Genomic DNA, 26,818 nt, shown 5'->3' with positions numbered 1-26,818 from the left:
GGGTCTGCTCCTGTGGTTGCAACGGTCGGCCGGTGCCGCCGTGCCGTTGGGCATTGGAATAAGGCGGCGACCGGAGTATAGAAATAGAAACTATTGAAACCTATTGTTTCCAAAAGAGAGATTTGAAGGAATGGCGCGACTTCCGGATTTCGAGGCGATGGCGATCTTCGCCAAGGTCGTCGAGCTGCGCTCCTTCGCCGGCGCCGCGCAGGAGCTGAGCCTCTCCAAGGCCTCCGTCTCCAAGGCGGTGAGCCGGCTGGAGGAGCGTCTAGGCACGCGGCTGTTCAACCGCACCTCGCGGCGCCTGGCGCTGACGGATGCCGGTCAGCGGCTGTCCGAGCGCGCCGCGCAGCTGCTCGCCGATGGCGAGGCGGCGGAGACCGAGGCGCTCGCGCAGTCGCTGACGCCGCGCGGCCTGGTGCGCTTCGCGGTGCCGATGACGTTCGGCGTAAAGAAGATCGCGCCGCTGCTGCCGGCGTTCCTGGAGCAATATCCGGAGGTCTCGATCGACCTCCACATGAGCGACGCCACCGTCGATCTCATCGGTGAGGGTTTTGATCTCGCGTTGCGGATCGCCCGGCTGCCGGACTCCTCGCTGCTCGCGCGCCGGCTCTGCGCCATGCCGCGCTACACGGTGGCGGCGCCGTCCTATCTGAAGCGCCACGGTCGGCCGACGCACCCGATGCATCTCGCCGAGCACAAATGCTTCGGCTACGCCTATCTCTCCACCGCTGGCGTTTGGCACTACACCAATGCGGCCGGCGAGCAGGCCAGCGTGCGGCCGGCGGGACAGCTGCGCGTCAACAATGGCGAGGCGCTGTTGCCGGCGGTGCTCGCCGGGCTCGGCATCGCAGACCTGCCGGATTTCATCGTGGGCGACGCGATCGCGTCGGGCGAGGTCGAGGTGGTGCTGAAGGGCTGGAGCCAGCCGGAAGGCGCGATGCACCTGGTGATGCCGCCCGGCGGCCCGCGCCCCGCGCGGGTCGAGGTGCTCTCGGAGTTTCTGGTGAAGGAGCTGGCGAAGGCGAAGAAGCGATGAGCGCGCCCGCCGATCTCAGCCGATCAGGACTGCACCTCGCAGACGTCGACCCATGCCGCTTCTGTCAGCTCGGCCATGCGTTCCGGCGTGATCTTCACCGCGCTGTGGGTCGAGCCCGCCGCGGGCACGACGATCTCGAAGGCCTTCAGTGACAGATCGCAATACACCGGCAGCGGCGACTTCAGCCCGAACGGGCAGACGCCGCCGACCTCGTGCCCCGTGATGTCGGCGACCTCGTCGAGACCCAGCATCTTCGGCTTGCCGCCGAACTGAGCCTTGACCTTCTTGTTGTCCATGCGGGCGTTCCCGGCAGCGACGATCAGGATGACGCGTTCACCGACGCGCAACGACAGCGTCTTGGCGATGCGGGCCGGCTCCACGCCATAGGCTTCCGCCGCGAGCGCCACGGTTGCGGAGCTCTGGCTGGAGACGAGGACGTCGATGTCGGGGGCTTTTTCAGCGAAGAAGGCGCGGACGGATTCAAGGCTCATGCGTGTTGACGATCTCAGGCAATTCGGAGAGCGCAGCAATACGATAATCGGGCGCAAAACCCAACTCGTCCATCTGGGTGCGCAGCGCCTTGAACATCGTGAGCGGGGACACGAGATCGGTCTTGATGCAGGCGGCCGCCATGGCTTCGGGAGTGACGCGCTCGATCCAGGCGACGTTGAGGCCGAAGGCCTTGGCGCCGCAGACGTCCCAGGGATTGGAGGACACGAACAGCACCTCGGCGGGTGCAAGTCCAAGTGTCTCCGCGATCAGCGTATACGCTTCGGGACTCGGCTTGAAGATATTGTGGGCATCGACGCTGATGACCGCATCGAGCATAGCATCGAAGCCGCTGGCCTTCACCAGGCCGTCGAGCATCGCGGGGCTGCCGTTGGAGAGGATCGCGAGCCGGCGGTCCTTCATCGCGGCGAGCGCGCCACGTGCATCAGGGTAGGGATCGAGATCGAGATATTTGGCGATGATGCGATCGCGTGTGATCGCATCGGCCTGCAGGCCGAGAACGCGCAGCGTATAGAGCAGCGACTCGCGGGTGACGACCGAAAAATCCTCGTAGCGCTGCATCAGCGAGCGCAGCCAGGTGTATTCGAGCTGCTTGATGCGCCAGATCTGGGTGATGATGTCGCCGTGGCCGGGAAAGGCCTGCTCGGTGACTGCCGCCACTGACTGGATATCGTACAGCGTGCCATAGGCGTCGAAGACGATGGCTTTGAACGGCATGGCGCTCACCTGACCACCTTGAACAGGCGCAATGACTGATGGGTCACCGCGCCTGCGTAGACTAGCACGATCCTTGCGGACCGGACGATGTCAGATCCCCAGCAGCCTGCGCGCGTTGGCCTTCAACACCTTCGGCCGGATCTCGTCGCGGATGTCGAGCTTGGCGAAATCGGCGAGCCAACGGTCAGGGGTGATCACCGGCCAGTCCGAGCCGAACAGCATCTTGTCCTGCAGGATCGAGTTGATGTAGCGGACGAGGATCGGCGGGAAGTATTTCGGCGACCAGCCCGAGAGATCGATATAGACGTTCGGCTTGTGGGTCGCGACCGACAGCGCCTCCTCCTGCCAGGGGAAGGAGGGGTGGGCGAGGATGATCTTGAGGTCGGGGAAGTCGGCCGCGACGTCGTCCATGTACATCGGGTTCGAGTACTTCAGCCGCATCCCCATGCCGCCCGGCATGCCCGAGCCGACGCCGGTCTGGCCGGTGTGGAACAGCGCGATCGCACCGCCGTCGTTGATCGCCTCGTACAGCGGATAGGCGAGGCGGTCGTTGGCGTAGAAGCCCTGCATGGTCGGGTGGAACTTGAAGCCGCGGACGCCATACTCCTCGATCAGCTTGCGCGCCTCGCGGACGCCGAGCTTGCCCTTGTGCGGATCGATGCTGACGAAGGGGATCAGCACATCGAGATGGTCGGAGGCGACCTCGAGCATCTCGTAATTGTTGTAGCGCCGGAAGCCGGTCTCGCGCTCGGCGTCGACCGGGAAGATCACCGCGGCGATGTTCTTGGAACGATAATAGGCGGCCGTCTCCGGCACCGTCGGCGGGTGCTTGTGCGGCGACTTGAAGTAGTCGGCCATCTGGGCCTGGAAATCGTCGTAGCCGTCATCTGCATGCATGCCGCAGGGCTCCTCGGCATGGGTATGGATGTCGATGGCGACGACGTCGTCGATCTTGGGCAGAGCGAGCTTGGGCATGGGCGTTCCCGGGGTTGGTTCTTGGCTTTGAGAAATTGATTATAGGATATAACGAATTTGGCAATCGCCAAGTTGGATCGAGGGGCGCGTGCTGGGCCGGTTCTGTTGAAGCGCGGCGCCGCCATGATTGACATCCGGCGGGCCGGTGGTTAGAAACCGGCCAATCCGGGCGGCTTGGTCGCTTGCGGAACTCCCTTTTTGTTTGCCACTTCCGGCCTGTCCAACACGGCCTTTCAACGTATCAGGATGTCCCATGAAGGTCCGTAACTCGCTGAAGTCGCTGCGTGGCCGCCACCGTGCCAACCGTCTGGTCCGCCGCAAGGGCCGCGTCTACGTGATCAACAAGGTCCAGCGCCGCTTCAAGGCCCGCCAGGGTTGATCGAACGAGGCTGATCCGGCCGCGGTCGCCAGTCCGCTCACAGGCGTTTGACGCGTGTGCTGCTTTGCAGGACGCGCGGACTGCGTCTACACTCGGCGCATGGCAAAGCGAACTTTCCAGGCGGTCCTGCTCGCCGCCGTCGTCATTTCCATACCGCACCTTGCGCAAGCGCAGGGCGAGCCGCGTGCGGCTCCCAAGCCGAAGCCGCCCGAGGCGCCCGCCAAGCTGCCCAAGGTCGGGGCCGACAAGACCAAGGGCCTCGATTTCCTGTTCGGCGCCCTGAAGGCCGCGCCGGACGATATCAGCGCCAAGCACGTCGAGGCGCGGATCTGGGCGATCTGGCTGCAGACCCCCAGCGATACCGTTGCCCTGCTCATGGCGCGGTCCAAGGCGGCGATGGACGCGAAGCAGAACGAAGTCGCACTCAAGCTGCTCGATTCGGTCATCAAGCTGCGGCCCGATTATGTCGAGGCCTGGAACCGTCGCGCGACGATCTATTACCTCCAGAACGATTACGGCCGCTCGCTGGCCGACATCCAGCAGGTCCTGCTCCGTGAGCCGCGGCACTTCGGCGCGCTCGCAGGTCTCGGCATGATCATGCAGGATCTCGGCGAGGAGAAGCGGGCGCTGGATGCGTTCCGCAAGGCGCTCGAGGTCAATCCGCATCTGGACAAGGTGCCGGAGCTGGTCAAGACGCTGACCGAAAAGGTCGAAGGCCGCGACATCTGACGCCGGACCTGCCGTTAACCATGTGCTGAGCGCCGCTCTTGCTGGCGGGACCGCGCAACCCCACGTGCCTCTTGATCGAGATTTGTCGGCAGGAGAGGCGCAATGACGCGTGCGGTGCTGGCGGCGGCGCTGGTGATGACGGCGGCCACGGCCGCGTGGGCCGAAGACATGTTCTGGGTGGTCGGCAACCGCGCAACCAATCGCTGCGAGATCGTGACCAGCAATCCGGTCGTCACCCCCACCATGGGCGATATCTGGTTCGCGTCCGGCCCCTTTAAGTCGCTGGACGACGCAAAGCTCGCGCGCTCCACGATCAACGCCTGCCCGAACAAGGACATCACAGCCGAGGACTGATCGTCGCCCGGTCGGATCGCTCAGTGGAACGCGGTGCTGCGGCGGTCCGGCAGGCCGTACTGGGCGGCCGCGGCATAAAGCTGCGCGATCTCGGCCTCGAGGTGCTCGTTGACCAGCAGCAGCGCCTTCAGCGCGCCACGGAGATCGCCATTGCAGCTCGCGACGATCTCGTCGATAGCCGTCTCGCTCGAACGAACACTCATCGGTAACCCCCTCCCAAAACACCAAACTAAACTCAGGGCCGGTCATCGTGCTCAAACCACGCAATGACCCGACCGGAAGTAATTCACGGCCATCAGCCGATTGCGAGGAAAAGTCCCGACCATGGTTATAAAATGGCCGACGACGCGGTGATGACAGGATTCCCGGGCGAAACGACGAGACAACGCGGCCGGATCTGCAACTCCCGCGGATCTGCACCGTAACTGTCACTGTGACAGGCAGAAAACTATCAATGATTTCAATGTTCTTGGTGGGCACTTTGGCGCTCCTGGCGGTGCTCACGCGCGCCGGTGTGGCGGTGCTCGAGCGCCGTTACCCGGCGCAAGGGCAGGCCATCAATGTCGAGGGTGCGACGATCAATCTTGTGGATATCGGGCCCCGCGACAGCGAAAAGCCGCCACTGTTGCTGCTCCACGGCGCCAGCTCGAACCTCGAGGCGATGCGCAGGCCGCTCGGCGACCTGCTCGCCCGGCGCCACCGGGTGCTGCTGGTCGACCGTCCCGGCCACGGCTGGAGCCCGCGTATCAGGCCCGAGGATTCCACGCCCGCCGCTCAGGCCCGCATGCTGGATGAGGCGCTGGCGCGGCTCGGGGTCGGCCAGGTCGTCCTGGTGGTGCATTCCTGGAGTGGCGCGCTCGGCCTGCGCATGGCGCTCGATTTCCCCGACCGGGTCGCGGGCCTCGTGATGCTGGCGCCGGTCGCGTATCCCTGGCGGGGCGGGGTCGGGCGCTACAACGAGGCCGTCACCACGCCGGTGGTCGGGCCATTGCTGGCGCATACGATCACGTTGCCGCTCGGTCTGGCGCTGATGGCGCCCGGCGCCCGCGGCGTGTTCGCGCCGCAGGCCATGCCGGACGATTTCGTCGACCGGACCGCGACGCCGCTGCTGCTGCGCCCGCGCGAGTTCATCGCCAATGCGCGCGATCTCGTCACCCTGAAGCAGGCCGTGATCGAGCAGGCGCCGCGCTATGGCGAGATCAAGGTCCCGGTCACGATCGTGGCGGGCGAGGCCGACCGGACGGTCTATACCGACATCCATGCCCGCCCGCTCGCCCAGGTCGTGCCGCACAGCCGGCTGATCGTGCTGCCCGAGCTCGGGCACATGGTCCAGAACGCGGTGCCGGAACTGGTGGCCGGCGAGGTCGACCGCATCGTCGCGGCCGTCGCCACGGCCGATGCCGTGGCGCCGTGATGCAAAAAAGCCCCGGCGGTCGGCCGGGGCTTTGCAGGCGAGCTGATGGGTCGGCCGGCGGCCGCTTACTGCTTCTGCTTGCCGTCCTTGTCGAACGACGACACATAGGCCCAGAGGTTGTTGATCTCGGTCTCGTTCTTGATGCCGGCGAAGGTCATCTTGGTGCCGGGAATCTTGGCCTTCGGATCCTTGATGTATTCCTTGAAGACCGCCTCGTTCCAGGTAATGCCCGAATTCTTGTTGGCTTCCGAATAGTTGTAGTCCGGCGCGCTGCCCGACTTGCGGCCGTCGAGGCCGTTCAGCTCCGGGCCGACCTTGTTCTTCGCGCCCTCGCCGATCGAATGGCAGGGCAGGCACTTGTTGAAGGACGTCTTGCCGGCGGCCGCATCCTGCGCCAGCGCGGCAGACGCCAGCGACGACGAGGCGAGGATGACGAGCGCGCTCAAAGTCATTTTCTTCATGGATCAGGCTCTGTGGGTTACGAGACGAGTTTGCGCGCAGGTTGTGGCATGGCCTCAGGCGAGGCACAAGCGGGGATGCGCTGAGGCAAATCAGCATAATGGCTGAGCTTGTTGCTCTGCCGCAAACGTCGATGCGGATCCGCTGCCTATCCAAACGGTTTCCGTTGTGATTGATAGGCCGGGGCAAAATCGAGGCCGGAGGAACGCGATGGCGATCATGATGCCGGAGGCAGATCAAGCGGTGCTGGCGCGCCGTGGCGAGATCGTTGCTGCACTGCGTGCAATCGTGCCGGGCGAAGGCGTCATCGACAGCGCCTCCGAGATGCTGCCCTACGAGTCCGACGGGCTGATGGCCTACCGCCAGCCGCCGATGGTCGTGGTGTTGCCGGAGACCACCGCGCAGGTGTCGCAGGTGCTGAAATATTGCCATGACCAAGGCATCAAGGTGGTCCCGCGCGGCTCCGGAACGTCGCTGTCCGGCGGTGCGCTGCCGCTGGCCGACGGCGTGCTGCTCGGCCTCGGCAAGTTCAAGCGCATCCGCGAGATCGATTTCGACAACCGCGTCGTCGTCACCGAGCCCGGGGTCACCAACCTCGCCATCAGCCAGGCGGTGGCGCATGCCGGCTTCTACTACGCGCCCGATCCGTCGTCGCAGATCGCCTGCTCGATCGGCGGCAATGTCGCGGAGAATTCCGGCGGCGTGCACTGCCTGAAATACGGCATGACCACCAACAACGTGCTCGGCTGCGAGATCGTGCTGATGACCGGCGAGGTGCTGCGTATCGGCGGCAAATGCGCCGAGAACGCGGGCTACGACCTGATGGGCCTGATCACCGGCTCGGAAGGCCTGCTCGGCGTCGTCACCGAGGTGACGGTGCGCATCCTGCAGAAGCCGGAGACGGCGCGCGCGCTGATGGTCGGGTTCGCCGAGGTCGAGGCCGCCGGCGAATGCGTCGCCCGCATCATCGGCGCCGGCATCATTCCCGGCGGCATGGAGATGATGGACAAGCCTGCGATCCACGCCGCCGAGGCCTTCGTCCACGCCGGCTATCCGCTGGATGTCGAGGCGCTGCTGATCATCGAGCTCGACGGCCCCGGCGTCGAGGTCGACGAGCTGATCGGCCGCGTCGAGGCGATCGCCAACGGCTGCGGCTCGACCACCTGCCGCATCTCGACCTCCGAGGCCGAGCGCAATCTGTTCTGGGCCGGCCGCAAGGCGGCTTTCCCCGCCGTCGGCCGCATCTCGCCGGACTACCTCTGCATGGACGGCACCATCCCGCGCGGCGCGCTGCCCAAGGCCCTGGCGCGCATCCGCGAGCTGTCGGAAAAATACCAGCTCGGCTGCGCCAACGTCTTCCACGCCGGCGACGGAAACCTGCATCCGCTGATCCTGTACGACGCCAACAAGCCCGGCGAGATGGAGCGCGCCGAGGCCTTCGGCGCCGACATCCTGCGCTGCTGTGTCGAGCTCGGCGGTGTCCTGACCGGCGAGCACGGCGTGGGAATCGAGAAACGCGACCTGATGCCGGAGATGTTTTCCGAGATCGACCTCAACCAGCAGCAGCGCGTGAAGTGCGCGTTCGACAGCCAGGGCCTGCTCAACCCGGGAAAAGTGTTTCCGACCCTGCATCGCTGCGCCGAGCTGGGACGGATGCATGTGCATGGCGGCAAGCTGGCGTTTCCGGACTTGCCGCGGTTTTGAGGCGGGCGCTGTCGAGCGGAGCTGCGTCATCTGATGCCCGTTCGCACTCGCGGCTTGCGAACGCTGGAGACCCTCATGGTGAGGAGGCGCGCGAGCGCCGTCTCGAACCATGAGGCCACCGTACGGGCCTCGCCCTTCGAGACGCCCGCCTAGCGGCGGGCTCCTCAGGGTGAGGGGCGCAAGTCGCTCCCTCGACATCAACCGTGCAGATCGAAGCCGGCACTCTCGCCCCCTTCCATAAGCAGGCTGCTCACGGTCCATGTGCATGCCGGTTCGAATCTCAACCCTCATGGTGAGGAGGCGCGCAGCGCCGTCTCGAACCATGAGGCCCCACAGCAGACACGACCTCGCGATCCCGCGGCGTTCTCTGCCCGAGTGATGCGATCGACACGCCCTCCAAACCAATCGAGAGGGCGCAGGGAATGCCGGGTGAAGGCCTCACCCATGGCCCGCCTGCGAAAAAAATGCAGGCGGCAGGTACCACAGGTGCAGCCGAACATCCGGCATTCCCTGCGCGGCGGTCTTAACGCTTATACGTGCTCGCCCCGGGGATCGGCGTTCTTGTCCCCGTCGCTGGCCCGCCCCGCAAGGGGCACGACCCGCTTGGCCTCAGCACCGGGAGGCCAGGCCCACACGACTTCACGTCCGCGTCGACATCGTTCGTCGGCATGACCGAAGCCACGCTGCGACCCGACACGGCCACCGCATCCCCACCCCACGTATCGTGACGACCGCGCGTACGCCCCTCTCGGAGGGATGGGATGGGGGAGTTATACACGATTTCTGTGAAAACGAAATGGGAAACTTTCGGCGCCTGGAGGAGGCCTGCCGCTTCGCACTGAAATAGCTCGCGAAATGGGGTTTTCCGCGCGAGCGATTTTGCTGCGGCCGGCGTTCTTGTGCAGTGAGATCGCGCAAGATCGGCAAAGCTGATTTGCCCGACGACTCAAAAAAGCCCTGCATCTCCGTCGGTTCGAAATTGTGGACGCTCAAGGGATCGACCCTGGACCGCTCCCGTGTGAAGGGTGCGGATCAATGTTCATTTCCGATGCAAATCAATGAGTTATGTAGTGGGGCGCGCCATTCGTGGACGGTTTATGCACGGTGAAAGAAGCGGACATGTGCAGTGCTCTTACCGATCGCTACGAGCACACGATGGCGAGCAAAGAAGCGCGGCCGGCGGATTTGTTGCCGGTGGCCCGAAAGATCAGTCCTCGCTCCTAGTTCGTTGAGCGACCATAGCAGACGCGGAGATTCCATCGTCATGGTCAAGCACGGGCCGTAACGCGCTTGGAAAGACGATATGGATCCCATTGCTTGTAGCCTTAGAGAGATCGACAGAGGGGCACTACATTCATCCCAGGGTGAGGAATGTGCCCTTACCATTCAGGCATTCGTCTCCGAACCGCTTGAATGGATGCTCGGCGTCCGAAGTATCACAGTCGCATATGTGAGGGATCGCAGGCCCGAAGGCCTCCGCTATGGCAATTCGGGCGTTTGCCTTGGCTCGATTGCGTGCGCTCTTTCCTTCCACAGTGATCCTCAAGGCAAAGTCGAGGTGAGCCTCCTGACCGTGCTCAACAGTGTTTGTAACGGTCAAGGTGTAATCAGGACCATTGAGGGGGATGGCGCCATATTTGGCGTTTCTAAAGCCACAGTAATATCGACGAGCCTTCGCGGTCTGGTTCTGGATGGCAGCAATGCCACAACCGATTTGATGCACCTGCTCGGCTTCCGGCACCAATCGTCTCAGTACGCCAGACTCGTGGCCACAGCCATCCTCGCCAGAGTTTTCGAAGCGCCAAAGCAGCTCGTCGAGATGGACCTGATCTTCGGAAAAGAAGCGCGGAAAGATAATGCACCGCGCGATGCTATCATCTTCTTCAAGGGCAACGGTCATTTTTAAGCCGGCGTGTGTCCCAACAATTTAAACTCGTGTATATTGATCGAGTCCCTTGCCGTCAGCAACTGACGATTGTCGCGAACGACGTAGCCGACTTCACCGTCTGTTATCGTAATGGCGCAACGCTTCATGCCCTCTGCCCAGAGCATGATTATAGCTTCGTGGTCTTGAGTCGCGATTTTCGGAGGTGGCAATCGAGCGATCTCGATTTGATTCAGAACCGCAATCGCGGTTTGCACGGCACCGCGCTCGACCGCTTCTTCGTCGTCTGCGTTTGCTAACGCATCCAAGCGCCTCTCGATCTCGTCGTATCGCTTTTTTACACTTGCTAAGGCGCTAGCGGCGGGGCCTTCATCGATCGTGGGCGACGATCGACCATAAATTCGTTTGTAGATCAGAGGCTCGTAGGTCTCGTTCGGGCTCACCTTCTGAAGCATGGAGAGGTGCACGGTGCTGTCTGCCGCGTATCGAACCAGGAGATCAGACGAAAGCGGTTCAGCTTTTTTCCTAGGCAGTGTAACATCGATCGAGTTAGGCTGCGGCGATTGCTGAAATCTAAGCATTGGAACCACTCGTTGTGTTTTCAATTCGCGCGATGGCTCGCGATGAGAGGCATCGAAAGACGCGGGCAACATCACCTCTTTGAAATGACTGATTTGGCGCGGTGTTGACGTCGATCTTGTGAACTATGCGCTGATCAGTTTTCACCGCAAAGGGAGTTGCTCCGCTAGAATCGAATCGAACGAGCTGCACGTTAGCTACCGACCAGGTTGATATCTGGTTCACCAGAAGCGGCGGGTCGCCATCCTCCGTCACCTGGATATTATACTGGATCGTTGGGTCAATCGAGTTGATCGGAAATCTTGCACCCGTTTTCGCTTCGATCATCTCCGTTGCAGACCCTTCGAACGGGAGAAGCTGGTTCAGTACAAAAGCGCCCCGCAACAGCGGGCAAGACTCTGGCAACAGCTCAGCCTTTTGAGCGAGTTCAGCTAAGATCTCTTCCGGGCTTTCAAGAAAGGGATGATCCTCCCCCGGAGCGTCAGGCACCGTATTGACCGTTACATCAATCCGACCAATCTGGCTGGCGATAGTGATTTGTTTTTGGGCGGCGGTGCCTGCCGCGACGGTTTGCTTTCCAGGAATATTTGGAATCCGCCGAAATTCATCCGGACCAGGCGCACCGTAAAACAACTCCCAAATCTTTCCAGCATCGAGCGGATCCGGCCTGGGAGCCGTGAAGTAAGCCATTTGGATGAAGTCGATGTTTTTCACTGCGATTTTCCGGTTGCCCAATAGTAAATGGCTCGGCCAGGGCATATCAAGAGACGGCGGGCCACAATGGAATTCTATCGTATACAACTGAAGACAACGGAAAGAGAGCGACGCTCAAATGGCGGTTCGGCTAAGGGCCAAAAAATCCTATCACTCCGAGTTCGATCCGCGCAACCGGAACGGGCCATTGGCGACACTTTGCAACTTAATCATTAGATCGCCCAAATTCTTTAGTAATGTCAACGACTTTCGTTCCCTTCACACGGTAGAGGCCCCAGGTTGATCCCATCTGGCGACGCCCATGGTGCCCTGTGATCTTTCGTTTCTTACCGGCTACGCCACTCGACGCACCTGCCAGCCTTCATAGGCGCCATCCCGGCCTCGCGCTCGGCCTTCTTCAGGATTTTCGCCCGGCGGCCGGTCAACGCGACTGGCGACTTCATCCAATCTGCCTCGAGCCAGTCCTGAATCGTCGGCATGACCGAAGTCACGCTGCGACCTGACACGGCCACCGCGTCCCCACCCACGTATCGTGACGACCGCGCGTACGCCCCTCTCGCTCGGCGAAATTATACACCATTTCTGGAAAAAAGAAAGAAGAAAATTCGGCATTCGGAGGCCTTGAACTACGGTGCGCAATTGCGCACCGTAGTTCAATCACCAACGCGCAGCCGCTTATCATCTTCGCATTCACGATTGTCCCGGAATGACCGTGAAAACGCGTCCGCTTGGCTCTCGCGGAACCTTGACGACGCTGCACGCGCGCCGCCAATCATCTGATAGAATAGCAACATGGTGGCGGCCGCGCGATGTTCGGGGCTGCGATCTGATCATTCGCACAGCGGGGTGAACCCTGACAAAGCCCAGTTACCAGTTACGGTGACAGTGCTGGACTGCACCCCTCAAGTGAGACACGATAATTTCAGTGACAGGCATTCGAGGATGACCTGTGGCAGTACGAGGAAAGATCCGTCAGTTTCCGACGGCTTACAAATTGAAGGCAATCAAGCGTGTTGAGCGGGGCGAAGGCGTTCTGCCCGTCGCCCGTGATCTCGGCATTGCGCGGAAGCTTCTGCACGAGTGGATCAAGGCCTGGAAGGCGGAGGGGCCGGAGGGGTTGAACCGCAAGCGCGGCCCCAAGCCTGGCCCCCGCAAGCTGAAGCCTGTGGCGACCTATGACGACAAGCGCTCGGCGCTAACGCAGGCGAAGGCGCGGATCGCCGAGCTGGAACGGCTGGTCGGCCGGCAACAGATGGACCTCGATTTTTTTCGGCAAGCCTTGCGCGCTCTGGAGCGGCCGGCCGCGCAAGGCAAACCCGCCCCCGCATCATCGAAGTCATCCAAAGCATGACAGCGGAGACTGCCGAATCGCACGCTCACGTGCAACACCTCTGCGCGCTCGCAGGCCTTCCTCGCGCGACGTACTATCGCTATCTCAACAGGCGCAGCCGCGAAGAGGCCGAGTGTGAGCTGCGTGACCAGCTCCAGCGCATTTGCCTCAAGCATCCTTTCTACGGCTATCGACGGGTAACGGCCATGCTTCGCCGTCGGGGGATGGTCGTCAATGCCAAGAAAGTCCTGCGATTCATGCGTCAGGACAATCTCCTCGCCCAGCGCAAGACGCCGTTCCTGAAGCCGCCGACAGAACGGCCGACGAGCGTGATCGTCGTGCCGAATCTGATCCGCGGCCTGGCGCCGTCCGCACCCGATCAGATCTGGGTCGCGGACATCACTTATGTCCACCTCGCCAGGACATTCGCCTATCTCGCCGTCATTCTCGACGGCTTCTCACGCAAGGCGGTCGGCTGGGCCTTTGAAAACACGCTCGACGCCTCGCTTGCCGTAGCCGCGCTAGACAACGCGCTCAAAGCCCGCAATCCGAAGCCCGGCAGTCTGATCCACCACTCCGACCGCGGCGTGCAATACGCCTCGATCGCCTATCGCCAGCGCCTTGCCGATCGCGAGATCAAGATCAGCATGAGCAGCCCCGGCAATCCCTACGACAACGCCAAGGCCGAAAGCTTCATGAAGACAATGAAAGCCGAGGAGATCAACGGCAAGACATTCGCCGACCTCAACGACGCTCGGCGGCGGATCAACAGCTTCATCGCCGAGATCTACAACAAAGAGCGGCTACACTCGGCGCTCGGCTATCGATCTCCCCTTGAGTTCGAAGCCGCCTTCACGCAAAACAACACGCGATGAACTTCACCCTCTGTCACTGAAATTATCGTGTCTCACTTGAGGGGTGCAGTCCAGGACTGTCACCGTAATGCCGAATGGTGCTGGTTGATCAACCGGCGATTGGCTGAATTGGCCGGGATGATGCAGCGCGTGAAACGGCGCGGCAAGGGGAGTAGACATTGCATAAATTAGTAGGTGTGGTCGTCATTGTCTTGGTGGCCTGCATTTCAGTCGCATCATTCTCCCTGAACATTGCATTGGCGAAGAGACGCGTGTCGGTCTGGAGGCGGGGCTCCACCAACATGTTCATTCGTTCCAATGGCATGGGCGGCATTCAGAGGAGAGCAAAAGAGATATGGATGAGCCGGCTTGGCTACGAGTGGTCGCAAGCGGTCATCATAGCAAAGCATCAGCAACTTGCAGGACTGATCGGGTTTGTTGGTTGCGGTCTCCTGTTTGGAGTTGCCGCTGCGGTCCTTCAATATCTTGACTCCAACTAGGGCCGTAGGGCGGATGAGCCGAAGGCGCAATCCGCCGCGTGGCCCGAACGGTCGGCGGGTTACGCTTCGCTAAACTAACCCGCCCTACGAACAAACGGACATAAGTCCCGACGATATTGCGACCCTCGGGCTGGAACGCAGGCCGCCGTTACTTGACCAGATGTAACCGGGCTCGGGATTACAGTGAGTGCATTTGACTAGAGCCCCTTTGGATTGACAACCCATCTACCGCGACGCGCCGCCGGAGGTCGGGACGTTGATCGCGCAGGGCCGATAGAGCGCTTGGAGCTCCTTGCCGCGAAGGAAGATCGGCTGTGCGGTCAGGCCGCCGTGGCGCGTGATCCATCGTTTGATCGGGGCCGGGTAGAGGTCAAACAACATCTGCGTTGCTTCCGGGTTCGGGACAGGACGGAGGAAGAGGCCCAGATTGTCAGTTTCCCTGAAGGTGAACACGGCTCTCGGGGTGATGCAGATTCTGTCGCGCGGAAGGGTCCCCAGCACGATCGTGCAGGCGCCCCCGCAGATCCCGTCGATGATGACGTGCTCGCCGGAGTCGCGCAGGAGTTTGTATTTGTCGACATAAGTCCCGATGCGTCCGCCCGGGTCGTCGGCAATGCGCACCGCCGCCCGGCCGGTTGCCATGCCGGCCAGGACGAGCGCGGCGACCAGTATCCCCATCACAAGCTTCATCTGCAGCCCGTCCAGTCGCATCAAATCCGATCATCTTGCGTGATCGGCAACGTCGCACCGTTCATCGTCGTCGCTGTTTTGTCCAGAGAGGCCGTGCGGCATGGACGGTGTCGTCCCGGCTCGTGCCCGGGAGGGACGCAAGACAAGCCCGTTATTCCGGGTTCAAGGCCTGAGGCCCTATCCCGGAATGCCGGGGATCGTGACGCAGCGGGTAGGGCGGATTAGCCGAAGGCGTAATCCGCCGCGCGTATCGAAAGGTCGGCGGGTTACGCGTCGCCGACTCCCACGACGGACTTTTTCTGCGGTCGATCTTGGTCCTTGTCCGGGTGTACCCTTTAAGATACAACATCCCATCATGGTCGAAATCCGGCAAACGGCCGAGTTCAACGCGTGGCTGCTCGGCCTGCGCGATCTGAAGGCGAAAGCCCGGATCGCCGCGCGGATCGAGCGGGCCGCGAATGGCAATCTCGGCGACAGCAAGCCGGTCGGCGAGGGGGTCTCCGAGATGCGGATCGATTACGGCCCGGGCTACCGGATCTACTATCTTCAGCGTGGAGACGTCCTGGTCATCCTGCTCTGCGGTGGCGACAAGAGCACGCAACGGTCGGACATCCGGCGTGCCCAGGTACTGGCGAAGAGAGAGGCATAGCGGATGGCAACGACACGCTTTGATGCGGCGGAATATCTGGCGGAGCCGGAGGCGCAGGCCGAGTTTCTGGCGGCGGCGCTCGAGGATGGCACCGCGGATGAGATCCGCGCCGCGATCAACACCATCGCCCGGGCACGCGGCATGTCGGACCTCGCGAAGGCGACCGGCATCCGTCGCGAGCAGCTTTATCGGGCGCTGGGCGAGGACGGGAATCCGGAGTTCGCCACCATCCTGACGGTGCTTCGCGCGCTCGGGGTGAAGCTGACGTCGGCGCCGTTCAAGGGGACGTCAAAGGTTGCCCCCAAGCGGAAGGTGGCGAAGAAGTCCGGGCGGCGCGCTGCGTAGCAGCCCGCAGCGGGTAGGGCGGATTAGCCGAAGGCGTAATCCGCCGAGTGGCGCGAAAGGTCGGCGGGTTACGCTGCGCTAACCCGCCCTACGGACTACAAGTGAACCACCCGTGCGGCTGCCCCTCACCCCGACCCTCTCCCCGTGAAGGACGGGGAGAGGGAGCACACTGCTCGTGGGGGGATGGCTCGTGTTACGACGGCAGCGGTCCTGGCGAGTCCGCGCTCCAAGACCTCGAACGTTCCGCCCGGCGTTTCCGTCGTTCCCTCTCATCTCCTTGTCCGCGCACGATCTTTTCGCCACACCGGGCTGCCCTTTTCGCCCATCATGCTCTAGAACGAGTCCAACGCTGATGGCCGCGCGTTGCGCTCGACCATCGTCATCATCAACCAGCAAGGCCAGCAGTGGTGGACGCCCTCAAAGTACGCAACGCAGCCGATGTGGAGGAGGTGGTTCGCGCCGCCATCGCCAGCGAGCAGCCGCTCGACGTGATCGGGCACGGCTCCAAGCGCCAGATCGGCCAGATCACGACCACCAACGCCGTGCTCGACCTGTCGGCGCTGAGCGCGGTCGTGTCCTACGAGCCGAACGAGCTGATCATCACGGCGCAGGCGGGGGCGCCGCTCGGCGATCTCCTGTCGCTGATCGATTCGAAGAGCCAGCAATTCGCGTTCGAGCCGATGGATACGGGGCCGCTGCTCGGCACCGCCGGCCGCGGCACGCTCGGCGGGATGATCGCGGCCGGGCTGGCCGGGCCGCGGCGGGTCCGGGCCGGCGGGGTGCGCGACCATCTGCTCGGGGCGCATGCCGTCTCCGGCTTCGGCGAGAGCTTCAAGACCGGCGGCAAGGTGGTGAAGAACGTCACCGGCTACGACCTCTGCAAGCTGCTGGCGGGCTCCTGGGGCACGCTTGCTGTGATGACCGAGGCGACCCTGAAGGTGATGCCGCGGCCGGAGGCCGAGCGCACGCTGGTGCTGCGCGGGCTCGATGACCTCAAGGCCAACCGCGCCATGACGGCGGCGCTCGGCTCGCCGTTCGACGTCTCCGGAGCCGCGCATCTGCCGGCCTCGACGCTGCGGCCGGAGGTCACGGGCTTGAGCCCGCTCGGCTCGCCGCGCGAGGCGGTCACGGTGATCCGGCTGGAGGGCATCACGGCCTCCGCGGCGCATCGGGCGGCGTCGCTCGCCCGCCAGCTCGCCACCTTCGGTCCGGCTGAGATCATTGCGGACGACGCCTCGGCCGATGTCTGGAGTGCCATCCGCGACGTGCTGCCGTTCGCCGCCCATGGGCCGCTCGGCGCCTGGACGGTGTGGCGGATCGTCTGTCCGCCGGTGTCGGGCGGCGCGATCGGGCAGGCCCTGACGCGCCAGACCGGCGGCGAGGTGATCTATGACTGGGGCGGGGGCCTGATCTGGGCCGCGCTGCCGCCGCAGCCCGATGCGTCGGCGGGGCTGGTGCGCAAGCATGTCGAGGCCGCCGGCGGCCACGCGACCCTGCTGCGCGCGTGGGACGAGATGCGGCTCGCGGTCGACGTGTTCCACCCGCAGCCGCCGGGTGTCGCCGCGCTGGAGGAGCGGGTGCGCGTCTCCTTCGATCCCAAGACCATTCTCAACCGCGGCCGTCTGCGTCGGAGCGTTGCTGCATGAAGACCGAGTTCACTTTGGCGCAGCTCGCCGATCCCGACATCGCGGTCGCCGACAAGATCCTGCGCGCCTGCGTGCATTGCGGCTTCTGCACCGCGACCTGTCCGACCTACGTGCTGCTCGGCGACGAGCTCGACAGCCCGCGCGGGCGGATCTACCTGATCAAGCAGATGCTGGAGAAGGACCAGGCGCCGACATCAGACGTGGTCAAGCATATCGACCGCTGCCTGTCGTGCCTGTCCTGCATGACGACCTGCCCGTCGGGCGTGCACTACATGCATCTGGTCGATCAGGCGCGGGTGCGAATCGAGCAGCGCTACGAGCGCCCGCTGACCGACCGGTGGCTCCGCGCCGTGCTCGCTTATGTGCTGCCGCGGCCGCGCGAGTTCCGGCTGGCGATGACCCTGGCGCGGCTCGGCCGGCCGTTCAAGGCGCTGCTGCCGGCATCCTCCGCCTCGCGCGCACCTGCGCCCAGCCTGCTGCGGCGCGTCAGGGCGATGCTCGATCTGGCGCCCGCCGCCGCGCTGCCGCCGCCGGGGCCGGCTGATGGCAGCGTGTTTGCCGCGCAGGGCGCGCGGCGCGGCCGCGTCGCGCTGCTGCAGGGCTGCGCACAGGCGGCGCTGGCGCCGCGCATCAACCAGGCTGCGATCAACGTCCTGACCCGGCACGGCATCGAGGTCGTCTTGGTCAAGGACGAGCAATGCTGCGGTGCGCTGACCCATCACATGGGGCAGGATTCCGACGCGCTGGCGCGGGCGCGCGGCAATGTCGACGCCTGGACCGCGGAGGCGAAGCGTGGCGGTCTCGACGCCATCCTGGTGACGACCTCGGGCTGCGGCACCGTCATCAAGGACTACGGACACATGCTGCGCGAAGACCCGCGATATGCAGCGCCCGCGGCCGCCGTGTCGGCGATCGCGAAGGACATCACCGAGTATCTCGCCGGTCTCGATCTGGCCCCTGCAACTCAGCATGACGACGTCGTCGTGGCCTATCACTCGGCCTGCTCGCTGCAACATGGGCAGAAAATCACGAGCATTCCGAAAGAATTGCTTTCCAAGTCCGGATTCGTGGTGAAAGATATACCGGAGAGTCATTTGTGTTGCGGTTCGGCGGGGACCTACAACATTCTCCAGCCTGACATCGCGATGAAGCTGCGCGATCGCAAGGTCGCCAACATCGCGACCGTCAAGCCGAATGTGATCGCGGCAGGCAATATCGGCTGCATGATGCAGATTGCCAGCGGCGCCTCCGTCCCCGTCGTGCACACCGTTGAGCTTCTCGACTGGGCGACGGGCGGTCCGCGACCAGGAATGATTTGACGGATGGGCGCGCGCTGATGGCCGGCCCGTCCCGCCGGACGAGCTGATCGAACGGCGGCAACTGGAGGGTTTCTGATGGCGAAGGACAAGAAGGCGAAGAAGGACAAAAAAGAAAAGAAGAAGCTGATGGCGCAGGCCAAGGCAGCGAAGAAGGCGACGAAGAAGTCCGCCAAGAAGGCTGCAAAGAAGTCTGCACCGAAGTCCGCGAAGAAGGCCGCCAAGAAGGCAGCCAAGGCGCCGGCCAAGAAGGCGAAGAAGACCGTGAAGGCCGCAGCGAAGAAGGCCGCCAAGGCTCCTGCGAAGAAGGCCCCTGCGAAGAAGGCTGCTGCCAAGAAGGCGGCTGCAAAGGCGCCCGCCGCGCCGAAGAAGAAGGCCGCCAAGAAGCGGGCTCCCAAGATGGCTCCGCTGGTCGAAACCCCCGAAATGCACGAGACCGAATCGGCCGCCGAGACCAGCTGGGCGATGCCGAGCGCGGCGCCCGAGGAGCACGAGGACGGCGAGGGCCCGGCGTCCGGCAACTGATCTTTCCGGACCGGATCGTTTTCACCACCGGACGAATTCACATCGGAAGGCCGCGGCGGCAGCGCTTGCGGCCTTTTCGTTTTTTGCCGGCTCGTTCGTTGCCGGCATCTGTTGTCTGCGTCCGCTGCCCTTGTTGTCGATGGATATGGTCGTCGGGAGCCGTCGCCCCGCAGATCTACGGCCGGGCGAATCCGACCTCGGTGCGCCCTGTGGTTTTGCTTGCGGCCCCACGATTCCAGCGCGCCCGTGCAACCGAATGTGCGTCCTAGCGTGCTTTGGGACACGGAAATTTGTTGTTCAAATGCAACAGCTGCCGACTACCTGCCGTAGAATTGTCAAATCGCCCAAAAAGGCGGCAGATGCCACGCTTTTTTGCTTCACCTGCGGCGAGACCCTGTCACAAATTGCGTCCGGATGACGCAGCCGGTCTTGTTTGTGCCCTGGGGGGCCAATGTGGGGCAGGCTCGTTCGGAAGAATTTAGGGTGATGGGGATCGTCATGAAAAAGTGGGCTTTGTTGGCAACGGCGCTGGCAATGGTTTCGGGATCGGCTTCGGCGGCGGACATGGCGGTCAAGGCCTATAAGGCTCCGCCTCCGGTCGCGTTCGAGCCGTGGGACATCGCGTTCGGCGCGGCGATCATGAACGACTACGTGTTCCGCGGCGTCACCCAGTCGAACCACAAGGCGTCGGTCGCCGCCTATTTCGAGCCGCGCTACAACGTCAACAAGGACCTGCAGCTCTACGTCGGCGTCGCCGGCGAGAGCATCTCGTTCGCGAACCGCGCTGCTGCCGAGATCGACATCTACGGCGGTATCCGCCCGACCTTCGGCGCGTTCGCCTTCGACATCGGCGTCTGGGGCTATCTGTATCCGGGCGGCACCTGCTACTACGGCGGCGGCGCCGTAACGGATTTCGCGGGTCAGGCGCTGAGCGCCGAGTGTCAGGCCAACACGCTGACCAACCTGAATGTGATGAAGAAGGACGTCTCGTTCTTCGAAGTCTACGGCAAGATGAACTACACCGTGAACGACATGTGGACGTTCGGCGTCACCGAGTTCTACTCGCCGAACTTCCTGAACACCGGCGCCTGGGGCAACTACGCCTCGGTCACCGGCAAGTTCACCGCCCCGAGCACGACCTTCGGCTCCAGCGGCGTCGGCATGTACGTGTCGGGTGAGTTCGGCCGTCAGTGGTTCGGCACGTCGGACTCCTTCTACGGCGTTCCCGCCTTCCCGAACGGCATCAAGTATGCCGACTACAACACCTGGAACATCGGCGTCGGCTTCACCTACAAGGTGTTCACGCTGGACCTGCGCTACTCCGACACCGACATGTCGAAGGGTGATTGCAACGCCTTCACCAGCGACTTCACCGCCAGCGGCACCACCAACGTCACGCCGATCAACCCGGCTGGCCTGGGCTCGAAGTGGTGCGGTGCGACCGGCATCGCCAAGCTCTCGGTCGACCTGACGGCGATGAGCAATCTGAAGTAATCACCCGCCAAGGCGGATCGGACTGATCACGAAGGGCGGCAGAGCAATCTGCCGCCCTTCTGCTTTTTGGTGACGGGGGCCGGCTGTCGCTCGGACGTCTTGCCGCCTTTCCTGGTCGCCTTGCGTGGGCACCGCGGCGCGCGCGCCTCAGCTGCCTCCACCCGCGGTCGCGTCGGCCGCCTGTCCGGCTTGCCGCAGCGAGAACCGGTCGCCGTCGCGAATCAGCTCGACCTTGCGGTCGTGGAAATCGTGCAGGGTCGAGCGGTGGCCGATCGAGACGACGGTGGTCTGCGGCAGCCGCTCGGCGATGACCCGATAGAGCCGGGCTTCGCTCGGCTCGTCCAATGAGGCCGTGGCCTCGTCGAGGAACAGATATTGCGGCGCATGCAGCAGCGCGCGGGCGATGCCGAGCCGCTGCTGCTCGCCGAGCGACAGCATCCGGTTCCAGTGCTGGTCCTCGTCCAGCCGGTCCGCCAGTTGCGGCAGGCCGACGGCCACCAGCGTCTCCTTGACCTGCTCGGCACTGAACGCATCGGCGGCCGCGGGATAGACGATCGCCGCCTTGAGCGCGCCGATCGGGAAGTAGGGCCGCTGCGGCAGCATCATCAGCTTGGCATGCGCGGGCACGCTGATCGCGCCGCTGCCGAACGGCCAGATCCCGGCGATGGCGCGGAACAGCGTCGACTTGCCGGCGCCGGACGGCCCGGTGAGCAGCGTGCGTTCGCTGCTCTCGAGGCTGAAGCCGTCGGCCGCGATCAGCGGCAGGCCGTTCGGCAGCTTCAGCAGCAACTGGGCGAGCTCGATGCTGTCGCCGGCATGGCTGGCGACATCGATCGTCTGCGGCTCGGCCGAGAGCTTGGCGGCGCTCTCGATGGACATGTCGAAGCCGTCGAGGCGGGCGACGGTCGAGCGCCAGTCGGCGAGCGTCCGATAGGTCGTCACGAAGAACGACAGCGCACCCTGCACCGTCGAGAAGGCGGACGCCGTCTGCATGATGCCGCCCATCTGGATCGACTTGGCGAAGTAGGCAGGCGCAACCAGCACATAGGGAAAGATCACGGCCGCCTGCGAATAGCCGGCCGTGAAGGCCGTCAGCCGCTTGGTCCGGCTCATGATCTGGTACCAGTTCTGGACGACCCGGCCGAAGCGGGTGCCGAGCTGACCTTGCTCGGCGCCTTCGCCGCGCAGCAGCGCGATCTGCTCGGAGCTTTCGCGCACCCGCACCAGGTTGAAGCGGAAGTCGGCCTCGTAGCGCTGCTGCTCGAAGTTGAGATTGACGAGCGGCGATCCGATCCAATGCGTCAGGAGGGTCCCGAAGATCGCATAGATCAGCGCGATCCAGACCAGGTAGCCGGGGATCGCGATGTTGGTGCCGAACAGCTGCAGCGGGGCATCGGTCGACAGCCCCCAGAGCACCACCATGAACGATGCGAGCGAGACGACCGAGCTGAGCAGGCCGATGGTGATGTTCAGTGTCTTGTCGACGAACAGCTGCACGTCGTCGGCAATGCGCTGGTCCGGGTTGTCGGCGATGTCGCCCTTGAGCTGCATGCGATAGTGCGTGGCGTTGTCCAGCCAGCGGCGCAGGTAGACGTCGGTCATCCACCGCCGCCAGCGGATCTGCAGCCATTGATTGAGATAGAGCTGGTAGACGGCCAGGATGATGAAGATGGTCGCCAGTACGGCGAACACGCCGATTTCCCAGATGAAGCTGTTCCAATCATACTGCTGCAGCGCGTTGAAGAACCTGTTCTGCCACTGGTTCACCAGCACCTGGATCGCAACCAGCGACAGCTCGATCGCAATGACGGCGGCGAGAAGGATGCGGCCGGCGACCTTGTCCTCGGAGCGGAAGTAGGGAATGGCGATCCGCCAGACGGTGGCGACGGTCGAGCGCAGATTGTTCACAGACGGGCTGCTCCTGAGAAAAGGTCTTAACAGGCTGACGAAAAACGAGAAAATCGCTGGTGCCGCCGCCTGCCTAGACTAAAGTCGTAATCTGGCGGGTGGCCGCCGGCTTGTCGGTCGCGTGTGACAAACCGTAGCATGGGGCAGGGGAGAGGGACTGCGACCGCCGCCAGATTTCGCGAGAATTTGAGCAGAGTTGGGCGTTGCCGGTTTTGTGATCGCCTTTTCCGACCTTTGCCAGGCTTGGGGGCCTGGCGAGCAGACCTGATCCGTCCCGCCGGACGGGGTCCAACGACAAGAACGTGGGGGGAGAAGTCACGATGTGGAATCAAATCTACGACCCGTTGGGGAGCCCGGCGCTGTCGACGCTGGCCGCCGCCGTCCCGGTCGTGACGCTGCTGGTGCTGATCGCCAGTGGCAAGGTCAAGGCACACATCGCGGCGATCATCGCCGTGATCCTGACCAACCTGATCACGATCTTCGTGTTCACGATGCCCGCCAATATGTCGCTGCGCGCGACGTTTCTGGGCGTCATCACCGGGTTCTTTCCGATCGGCTGGATCGTCCTGAACGTCATCTTCCTCTACCAGGTCACGGTCTCCACCGGACGGTTCGAGCTTCTGAAGCGCGCCATCGGCGGCGTCACGGAAGACCGGCGCCTGCAGCTGCTGCTGGTCGCCTTCTCGTTCGGCGCGTTCTTCGAGGGCGCATCCGGCTTCGGAACCCCGGTGGCGATCACCGGTGCCGTGCTGATCGGCCTCGGCTTCTCGCCGCTCGCGGCCTCCGGCCTGTCGCTGATCGCCAACACCGCCCCGGTCGCCTATGGCGCGCTGGGCACGCCGATCCAGGGCCTCGCCTCGGTCACCGGCCTCGACCCCTACATCCTCGGCGCCATGGTCGGCCGGCAGTTGCCGATGTTCTCGCTGATCGTGCCGTTCTGGGTGATCTGGGCGTTCGCGGGCTGGAAGGGCATGAAGGACGTGTGGCCGGCGATCCTGGTCACCGCCGTCTCGTTCGCGGTGCCGCAATTCCTGATCTCGAACTACGTCAATCCGTGGATCGTCGACATCGGGGCCTCGCTGATCTCGATGGGCGCGCTGATCCTGTTCCTGAAGGTCTGGCAGCCGAGGCAGCTGTGGCTGTCGCCGGCGTTGCGCGGGCGTGACGAATCGGCCGCCACGATGACGGCAGCGAAGCCGCTGGACCGTACGCCGCTGACGCAAGCCGAGCTCTGGGGCGCGCTGCTGCCCTGGATCATCGTCTGTGTCGTCATGCTGATCTGGGGCAACGGCGCCTTCAAGGCCTGGGCGAACTCGATCTTCACCTGGAACTATCCGGTGCCCGAGCTCGACAAGCTGATCAACAAGATGCCGCCGGTGGCTGCGAAGCCGACGCCGGAAGGCGCGGTGTTCTCGTTCACCTACTTGACCTTCACCGGCACCGGCATGCTGATCGCCGCGATCATCTCCGGCTTCCTGATGGGTGTCGGACCGGGCAAGCTGATCGCGGAATATGGCCGCACCATCCGTCTCTGCGCGATCTCGTTGATCACGATCTCGGCGATGCTCGCGATCGGCACGCTGACCCGGCTGTCCGGCGTCGATGCCACGCTCGGCCTCGCCTTCGCCGCGACAGGCGTGCTCTATCCGTTCTTCGGCACCTTGCTCGGCTGGTTGGGCGTGGCGCTGACGGGATCGGATACGGCCTCGAACGTGCTGTTCGGAAACCTGCAGAAGATCACCTCCGAGCAGCTCGGCCTGTCCCCTGTCCTGATGGCGGCCGCCAACTCCTCCGGTGGTGTCATGGGCAAGATGATCGATGCGCAGTCGATCGTGGTCGCCTCGACCGCCACCAACTGGTACGGCCACGAGAGCTCGATCCTGCGCTACGTCTTCCTGCATTCGATCGTGCTGGCCTGTCTTGTCGGCCTGTTCGTCACCTTGCAGGCCTATGTCTATCCGTTCACGGCGATGGTGCTGAAGTAGCAACAACGTCTGCGACAAAAGCCCCGCGCCGCAGCTGCGGCGTGGGGCTTGCTATGTTTGGAACACATTTGTGCGGGAGCCGTGCTGGCGGTGGTCACGGCCATCGCCTGGAAGGCGAGCCCTGCGCGTGACTGGTGTGAAGGGGAACGATGCAAGTGTTGAAGCGTGGCTGCGCCGTGGCGACGGTGGCGTTGTCGATGTCGGGGCTGGCGCTCGCCGCCGCCTCGGCGGAGGAATTTCCCTTCGGCATGGAGATGACGCTCGATGCGCTGCCGCAACCCGGCTCGAAGCGGGTGCCGGATCTCGACATCGGCGATAACGGTGACACCGTGCTGGAGCTGTGGTGCAAGGGCGGCAAGGGCCAGTTCTCAGTTGCCGGCAACACCATCGTGTTCATCGCCAGCAGGATCGAGGACCGCAACTGCCCGGCGGCGCGCGCCCAGGCCGACGACGAACTGATCGCGGCGCTGAGCGCGGCGACCAACTGGAAGCGTCAGGGCGACCTGATCATCTTCATCGGGCCGAAGACGCTGCGCTTCCGGCTCAATACGAACTGAGGCAGGGCGGTCGCCTGTGAAGATGAAAAGCTGCTGAGACCAGCAACCCTGCTGGTCAGTTACTCCGTCATGCCCGGGCTCGTCCCGCCTGCGCGGCCGCAGCCGCTTCGGCGCGGCGAAGGCCCGGGCATCCACGTTCGTCCCAGATGCCGATCGGCGTGGATGCCCGGGACAAGCCCGGCCATGACGACCTGGAGAGAGACGTGAGCGCGCAACGGGTTGCCATATGCGCCGTGCCAATTGAAGAAAGGGGGCGCGCACCGGTCGACTGCGCGCCCGCCGCTCTTTATTTCCAGACCGAGTTGTCCGCGTCCCAGCGCTTGGCCTTGAAGACCTTCGCCAGCTCGTCGATGGCGCCGCCATCGTCACGGGTGTCGCCCTCCTCGTCGCCGGATGACTCGTCCGACAGGATCAGCTTGGCGGCGGAGCTCTCGTCGATCGTCGTCGTGGTCGGGCTGCTGATCCACAGCATCAGCGCGTCCGCGCCGCCCGGCTTGTCCGCCGAGACGAGGCCGGTGACCTCGATGACGTCGGTGAGTTCCAGGGCCGGCATCAGTTGGCTCGGCCGCTTCAACGTCAGCTTCAGCTTGCCGCTGACCGGATTCCACGCCGCGCTCGTCGGCTTGGCGTTGTAGGTCCGGGCCAGGACGTCGGAGATCGCGTTTGCGAGCTTGTCCTTGTTGATCTTGTCGCCGTCGCGCCAGTCGGCGGCCGCGAAACGGATGGTGCGGTCCATCTCGACGGTGCCGGCGGTCCAGCCGGCCGTCACCACGCCGTTCATGGCCCGCGCCTTCGCGATCAACGCTCCGGCGCGGTCGGGGTCGACCGTCATGCTGATGGTCTGCTCGCCCGCGCGCAAGGCATCGCAGTTCACGATCAGGCTCGACAGCGAAACTTCGACGTTCTCGCCCTTCAGGCTCTTGAGGAAGTCGGTCATGGCGTCGAGCTTGAGCCGGACCGAGACCGCCTCGGGCGAGACGTCGGTGAAGTCCTTCGGCTGGGCGCTGATGCCGTCGTCGCTCGACTGGCTCTCCTGGAACTCCTTCTCGCTGACGTCGGAGTTGTCGGTCGACGCCACCTCTGTGACGCTCTTGCCGATCGTGATCTGGCCGCGGAACTCGAACGTGTCGCCGGTCGGCTTGCGATTCAGCTTCACCGTGACCGGCTCCTTGGCGCCGTTGCTCTGGGTCGCGCCGGTCAAGGTCTGGCCGTTGACCGTGAGGCTGACCACGAAGCGGTCCTTGCGATCCGAATTCTTTGCGACGGGATAGCAGACGTCGAGCGTGGCGGCGGTGACGGTCTTGCCCTGGCGCGTCTCCTTCAGGATCACGTCGGCATTGCCGTCCATCAGACCGTCGATCGCGGTGAAATACCGCGTCTCGTTGGCGGGGGCCTTGGTCCCGCTCTTGCTCTGGGCCCAACCGAGTTCCGGCGCGGCCGCTACAATCACAGCCAGCGCAAGCAAAATCGCGCGCATCTGAAAATCCTTGTGGGGGCAGAATCGGCCTTAAGCTGTAGCGCCGATTTGCGGTCGCTGCACCCCCGGTGCGGACACTCGGCC

The 26,818-nt window shown here is 63.8% G+C and carries 28 protein-coding genes; 17 read left to right on the top strand and 11 right to left on the bottom strand.

From position 1 onward, the window contains the following. Positions 1–130 precede the first annotated feature (130 nt). Positions 131–1,039, top strand: a complete 909-nt coding sequence (locus ACQR2C_RS03495) for a LysR family transcriptional regulator (protein WP_434880434.1) — start codon at positions 131–133, stop codon at positions 1,037–1,039. Positions 1,040–1,062: 23 nt separating this feature from the next. On the opposite strand, the gene ACQR2C_RS03490 is transcribed toward ACQR2C_RS03495, so the two are convergent. The 3 genes from ACQR2C_RS03490 to ACQR2C_RS03480 all read right to left on the bottom strand — a co-directional run bounded on the left by ACQR2C_RS03490 (position 1,063) and on the right by ACQR2C_RS03480 (position 3,241). Beyond that, positions 1,063–1,530 carry a YbaK/EbsC family protein gene (locus tag ACQR2C_RS03490; RefSeq protein ID WP_434880433.1) on the bottom strand — a complete coding sequence of 156 codons (468 nt, stop codon included), beginning with the start codon at positions 1,528–1,530 and terminating at the stop codon, positions 1,063–1,065. Continuing rightward, entirely contained in the window at positions 1,520–2,266 is a 747-nt protein-coding gene (locus ACQR2C_RS03485) for a haloacid dehalogenase type II (RefSeq protein WP_434880432.1), read from the bottom strand. Before ACQR2C_RS03485 ends, ACQR2C_RS03490 begins: the two co-directional genes overlap by 11 nt. A 90-nt stretch (positions 2,267–2,356) precedes the next feature. Continuing rightward, a complete protein-coding gene (locus ACQR2C_RS03480) occupies positions 2,357–3,241 on the bottom strand; it encodes an amidohydrolase family protein (protein WP_315801885.1) in 885 nt (294 codons plus the stop codon). Positions 3,242–3,494: 253 nt separating this feature from the next. Here ACQR2C_RS03480 and ykgO point away from each other — a divergent pair, with 253 nt between their 5' ends. From ykgO to ACQR2C_RS03465, 3 genes are all read left to right on the top strand, one after another. Further along, positions 3,495–3,620, top strand: a complete 126-nt coding sequence (ykgO, locus tag ACQR2C_RS03475) for a type B 50S ribosomal protein L36 (protein WP_006611362.1) — start codon at positions 3,495–3,497, stop codon at positions 3,618–3,620. 99 nt (positions 3,621–3,719) lie between these two features. Beyond that, complete coding sequence (locus ACQR2C_RS03470; RefSeq protein ID WP_315801886.1) at positions 3,720–4,349, top strand: tetratricopeptide repeat protein; 630 nt, start codon at positions 3,720–3,722, stop codon at positions 4,347–4,349. Between the two features lie 102 nt (positions 4,350–4,451). Next, entirely contained in the window at positions 4,452–4,703 is a 252-nt protein-coding gene (locus ACQR2C_RS03465) for a hypothetical protein (protein ID WP_316179514.1), read from the top strand. 20 nt (positions 4,704–4,723) lie between these two features. Here ACQR2C_RS03465 and ACQR2C_RS03460 read toward each other — a convergent pair whose 3' ends face one another. Continuing rightward, a complete protein-coding gene (locus ACQR2C_RS03460; RefSeq protein WP_015669379.1) occupies positions 4,724–4,906 on the bottom strand; it encodes a hypothetical protein in 183 nt (60 codons plus the stop codon). 251 nt (positions 4,907–5,157) lie between these two features. Between ACQR2C_RS03460 and ACQR2C_RS03455 the strand changes: the two genes are divergently transcribed. After that, entirely contained in the window at positions 5,158–6,117 is a 960-nt protein-coding gene (locus tag ACQR2C_RS03455) for an alpha/beta fold hydrolase (protein WP_434845648.1), read from the top strand. A 65-nt stretch (positions 6,118–6,182) separates the two neighbouring features. Here ACQR2C_RS03455 and cycA read toward each other — a convergent pair whose 3' ends face one another. Then, positions 6,183–6,578, bottom strand: coding sequence for a cytochrome c-550 CycA (gene cycA / locus ACQR2C_RS03450; protein ID WP_315801889.1), 396 nt, complete (start codon positions 6,576–6,578; stop codon positions 6,183–6,185). A 208-nt stretch (positions 6,579–6,786) separates the two neighbouring features. On the opposite strand from cycA, the gene ACQR2C_RS03445 reads away from it, so the two are divergent. Continuing rightward, positions 6,787–8,280, top strand: a complete 1,494-nt coding sequence (locus ACQR2C_RS03445; RefSeq protein WP_434880431.1) for an FAD-linked oxidase C-terminal domain-containing protein — start codon at positions 6,787–6,789, stop codon at positions 8,278–8,280. A gap of 1,354 nt (positions 8,281–9,634) precedes the next feature. Here the strand turns inward: ACQR2C_RS03445 and ACQR2C_RS03440 are convergent. The 3 genes from ACQR2C_RS03440 to ACQR2C_RS03430 are packed head-to-tail and all read right to left on the bottom strand — an operon-like array spanning position 9,635 to position 11,458. After that, on the bottom strand, positions 9,635–10,180 hold the full coding sequence (locus tag ACQR2C_RS03440; protein ID WP_434880430.1) for a hypothetical protein: 546 nt from the start codon (positions 10,178–10,180) through the stop codon (positions 9,635–9,637). A gap of 2 nt (positions 10,181–10,182) precedes the next feature. Beyond that, a complete protein-coding gene (locus ACQR2C_RS03435; RefSeq protein WP_315777944.1) occupies positions 10,183–10,746 on the bottom strand; it encodes a hypothetical protein in 564 nt (187 codons plus the stop codon). Further along, positions 10,739–11,458 carry a hypothetical protein gene (locus ACQR2C_RS03430; RefSeq protein WP_434880429.1) on the bottom strand — a complete coding sequence of 240 codons (720 nt, stop codon included), beginning with the start codon at positions 11,456–11,458 and terminating at the stop codon, positions 10,739–10,741. Before ACQR2C_RS03430 ends, ACQR2C_RS03435 begins: the two co-directional genes overlap by 8 nt. Positions 11,459–12,407: 949 nt before the next feature. On the opposite strand from ACQR2C_RS03430, the gene ACQR2C_RS03425 reads away from it, so the two are divergent. From ACQR2C_RS03425 to ACQR2C_RS03415, 3 genes are all read left to right on the top strand, one after another. Continuing rightward, the gene (locus ACQR2C_RS03425; protein ID WP_315802558.1) at positions 12,408–12,809 is read left to right on the top strand and encodes a transposase; all 402 of its coding nucleotides are present in this window, start codon (positions 12,408–12,410) and stop codon (positions 12,807–12,809) included. Continuing rightward, positions 12,806–13,663 carry an IS3 family transposase gene (locus ACQR2C_RS03420; RefSeq protein ID WP_434880428.1) on the top strand — a complete coding sequence of 286 codons (858 nt, stop codon included), beginning with the start codon at positions 12,806–12,808 and terminating at the stop codon, positions 13,661–13,663. Before ACQR2C_RS03425 ends, ACQR2C_RS03420 begins: the two co-directional genes overlap by 4 nt. Before the next feature lie 158 nt (positions 13,664–13,821). Continuing rightward, a complete protein-coding gene (locus tag ACQR2C_RS03415; protein WP_434880427.1) occupies positions 13,822–14,142 on the top strand; it encodes a hypothetical protein in 321 nt (106 codons plus the stop codon). A 225-nt stretch (positions 14,143–14,367) separates the two neighbouring features. On the opposite strand, the gene ACQR2C_RS03410 is transcribed toward ACQR2C_RS03415, so the two are convergent. Further along, positions 14,368–14,853: a hypothetical protein gene (locus ACQR2C_RS03410; RefSeq protein ID WP_315801893.1), complete on the bottom strand. Its 486-nt coding sequence runs from the start codon at positions 14,851–14,853 to the stop codon at positions 14,368–14,370. 334 nt (positions 14,854–15,187) lie between these two features. Here ACQR2C_RS03410 and ACQR2C_RS03405 point away from each other — a divergent pair, with 334 nt between their 5' ends. From ACQR2C_RS03405 to ACQR2C_RS03380, 6 genes are all read left to right on the top strand, one after another. Continuing rightward, positions 15,188–15,481 (top strand): type II toxin-antitoxin system RelE/ParE family toxin, encoded by a 294-nt coding sequence (locus tag ACQR2C_RS03405; protein WP_434880426.1) that lies wholly within the window; start codon positions 15,188–15,190, stop codon positions 15,479–15,481. Between the two features lie 3 nt (positions 15,482–15,484). Continuing rightward, positions 15,485–15,826 (top strand): addiction module antidote protein, encoded by a 342-nt coding sequence (locus ACQR2C_RS03400; RefSeq protein WP_434880425.1) that lies wholly within the window; start codon positions 15,485–15,487, stop codon positions 15,824–15,826. A 407-nt stretch (positions 15,827–16,233) separates the two neighbouring features. After that, the gene (locus ACQR2C_RS03395; RefSeq protein WP_434880424.1) at positions 16,234–17,472 is read left to right on the top strand and encodes an FAD-binding protein; all 1,239 of its coding nucleotides are present in this window, start codon (positions 16,234–16,236) and stop codon (positions 17,470–17,472) included. Further along, positions 17,469–18,791 carry a glycolate oxidase subunit GlcF gene (gene glcF / locus ACQR2C_RS03390; protein ID WP_434880423.1) on the top strand — a complete coding sequence of 441 codons (1,323 nt, stop codon included), beginning with the start codon at positions 17,469–17,471 and terminating at the stop codon, positions 18,789–18,791. The genes ACQR2C_RS03395 and glcF overlap by 4 nt, the downstream gene beginning before the upstream one ends. 75 nt (positions 18,792–18,866) lie before the next feature. Beyond that, positions 18,867–19,313, top strand: coding sequence for a hypothetical protein (locus ACQR2C_RS03385; protein ID WP_434880422.1), 447 nt, complete (start codon positions 18,867–18,869; stop codon positions 19,311–19,313). A gap of 498 nt (positions 19,314–19,811) precedes the next feature. Then, on the top strand, positions 19,812–20,807 hold the full coding sequence (locus ACQR2C_RS03380) for a TorF family putative porin (protein ID WP_316179491.1): 996 nt from the start codon (positions 19,812–19,814) through the stop codon (positions 20,805–20,807). A gap of 147 nt (positions 20,808–20,954) precedes the next feature. Here ACQR2C_RS03380 and ACQR2C_RS03375 read toward each other — a convergent pair whose 3' ends face one another. Continuing rightward, positions 20,955–22,715 carry an ABC transporter ATP-binding protein/permease gene (locus ACQR2C_RS03375; RefSeq protein WP_316179489.1) on the bottom strand — a complete coding sequence of 587 codons (1,761 nt, stop codon included), beginning with the start codon at positions 22,713–22,715 and terminating at the stop codon, positions 20,955–20,957. 320 nt (positions 22,716–23,035) lie between these two features. On the opposite strand from ACQR2C_RS03375, the gene ACQR2C_RS03370 reads away from it, so the two are divergent. Beyond that, positions 23,036–24,700, top strand: coding sequence for an L-lactate permease (locus ACQR2C_RS03370; RefSeq protein ID WP_315801899.1), 1,665 nt, complete (start codon positions 23,036–23,038; stop codon positions 24,698–24,700). 149 nt (positions 24,701–24,849) lie between these two features. Continuing rightward, positions 24,850–25,257, top strand: a complete 408-nt coding sequence (locus tag ACQR2C_RS03365) for an META domain-containing protein (RefSeq protein WP_316179487.1) — start codon at positions 24,850–24,852, stop codon at positions 25,255–25,257. A 286-nt stretch (positions 25,258–25,543) separates the two neighbouring features. On the opposite strand, the gene ACQR2C_RS03360 is transcribed toward ACQR2C_RS03365, so the two are convergent. Continuing rightward, entirely contained in the window at positions 25,544–26,734 is a 1,191-nt protein-coding gene (locus ACQR2C_RS03360) for a hypothetical protein (RefSeq protein WP_434880421.1), read from the bottom strand. Between the last annotated feature and the right edge of the window lie 84 nt (positions 26,735–26,818).

Source organism: Bradyrhizobium sp. HKCCYLRH3061 (assembly GCF_051168015.1).
Lineage (GTDB): Bacteria > Pseudomonadota > Alphaproteobacteria > Rhizobiales > Xanthobacteraceae > Bradyrhizobium.
This window is presented reverse-complemented; position numbering and strand designations above follow the sequence as displayed.

Coding starts and splice junctions, on each gene's coding strand:
- ACQR2C_RS03495 (WP_434880434.1), top strand. CDS start 131: ATGGCGCGACTTCCGGATTTCGAGGCGATGGCGATCTTCGCCAAGGTC.
- ACQR2C_RS03490 (WP_434880433.1), bottom strand. CDS start 1,530: ATGAGCCTTGAATCCGTCCGCGCCTTCTTCGCTGAAAAAGCCCCCGAC.
- ACQR2C_RS03485 (WP_434880432.1), bottom strand. CDS start 2,266: ATGCCGTTCAAAGCCATCGTCTTCGACGCCTATGGCACGCTGTACGAT.
- ACQR2C_RS03480 (WP_315801885.1), bottom strand. CDS start 3,241: ATGCCCAAGCTCGCTCTGCCCAAGATCGACGACGTCGTCGCCATCGAC.
- ykgO (WP_006611362.1), top strand. CDS start 3,495: ATGAAGGTCCGTAACTCGCTGAAGTCGCTGCGTGGCCGCCACCGTGCC.
- ACQR2C_RS03470 (WP_315801886.1), top strand. CDS start 3,720: ATGGCAAAGCGAACTTTCCAGGCGGTCCTGCTCGCCGCCGTCGTCATT.
- ACQR2C_RS03465 (WP_316179514.1), top strand. CDS start 4,452: ATGACGCGTGCGGTGCTGGCGGCGGCGCTGGTGATGACGGCGGCCACG.
- ACQR2C_RS03460 (WP_015669379.1), bottom strand. CDS start 4,906: ATGAGTGTTCGTTCGAGCGAGACGGCTATCGACGAGATCGTCGCGAGC.
- ACQR2C_RS03455 (WP_434845648.1), top strand. CDS start 5,158: ATGATTTCAATGTTCTTGGTGGGCACTTTGGCGCTCCTGGCGGTGCTC.
- cycA (WP_315801889.1), bottom strand. CDS start 6,578: ATGAAGAAAATGACTTTGAGCGCGCTCGTCATCCTCGCCTCGTCGTCG.
- ACQR2C_RS03445 (WP_434880431.1), top strand. CDS start 6,787: ATGGCGATCATGATGCCGGAGGCAGATCAAGCGGTGCTGGCGCGCCGT.
- ACQR2C_RS03440 (WP_434880430.1), bottom strand. CDS start 10,180: ATGACCGTTGCCCTTGAAGAAGATGATAGCATCGCGCGGTGCATTATC.
- ACQR2C_RS03435 (WP_315777944.1), bottom strand. CDS start 10,746: ATGCTTAGATTTCAGCAATCGCCGCAGCCTAACTCGATCGATGTTACA.
- ACQR2C_RS03420 (WP_434880428.1), top strand. CDS start 12,806: ATGACAGCGGAGACTGCCGAATCGCACGCTCACGTGCAACACCTCTGC.
- ACQR2C_RS03410 (WP_315801893.1), bottom strand. CDS start 14,853: ATGCGACTGGACGGGCTGCAGATGAAGCTTGTGATGGGGATACTGGTC.
- ACQR2C_RS03405 (WP_434880426.1), top strand. CDS start 15,188: ATGGTCGAAATCCGGCAAACGGCCGAGTTCAACGCGTGGCTGCTCGGC.
- ACQR2C_RS03400 (WP_434880425.1), top strand. CDS start 15,485: ATGGCAACGACACGCTTTGATGCGGCGGAATATCTGGCGGAGCCGGAG.
- glcF (WP_434880423.1), top strand. CDS start 17,469: ATGAAGACCGAGTTCACTTTGGCGCAGCTCGCCGATCCCGACATCGCG.
- ACQR2C_RS03385 (WP_434880422.1), top strand. CDS start 18,867: ATGGCGAAGGACAAGAAGGCGAAGAAGGACAAAAAAGAAAAGAAGAAG.
- ACQR2C_RS03380 (WP_316179491.1), top strand. CDS start 19,812: ATGAAAAAGTGGGCTTTGTTGGCAACGGCGCTGGCAATGGTTTCGGGA.
- ACQR2C_RS03370 (WP_315801899.1), top strand. CDS start 23,036: ATGTGGAATCAAATCTACGACCCGTTGGGGAGCCCGGCGCTGTCGACG.
- ACQR2C_RS03365 (WP_316179487.1), top strand. CDS start 24,850: ATGCAAGTGTTGAAGCGTGGCTGCGCCGTGGCGACGGTGGCGTTGTCG.
- ACQR2C_RS03360 (WP_434880421.1), bottom strand. CDS start 26,734: ATGCGCGCGATTTTGCTTGCGCTGGCTGTGATTGTAGCGGCCGCGCCG.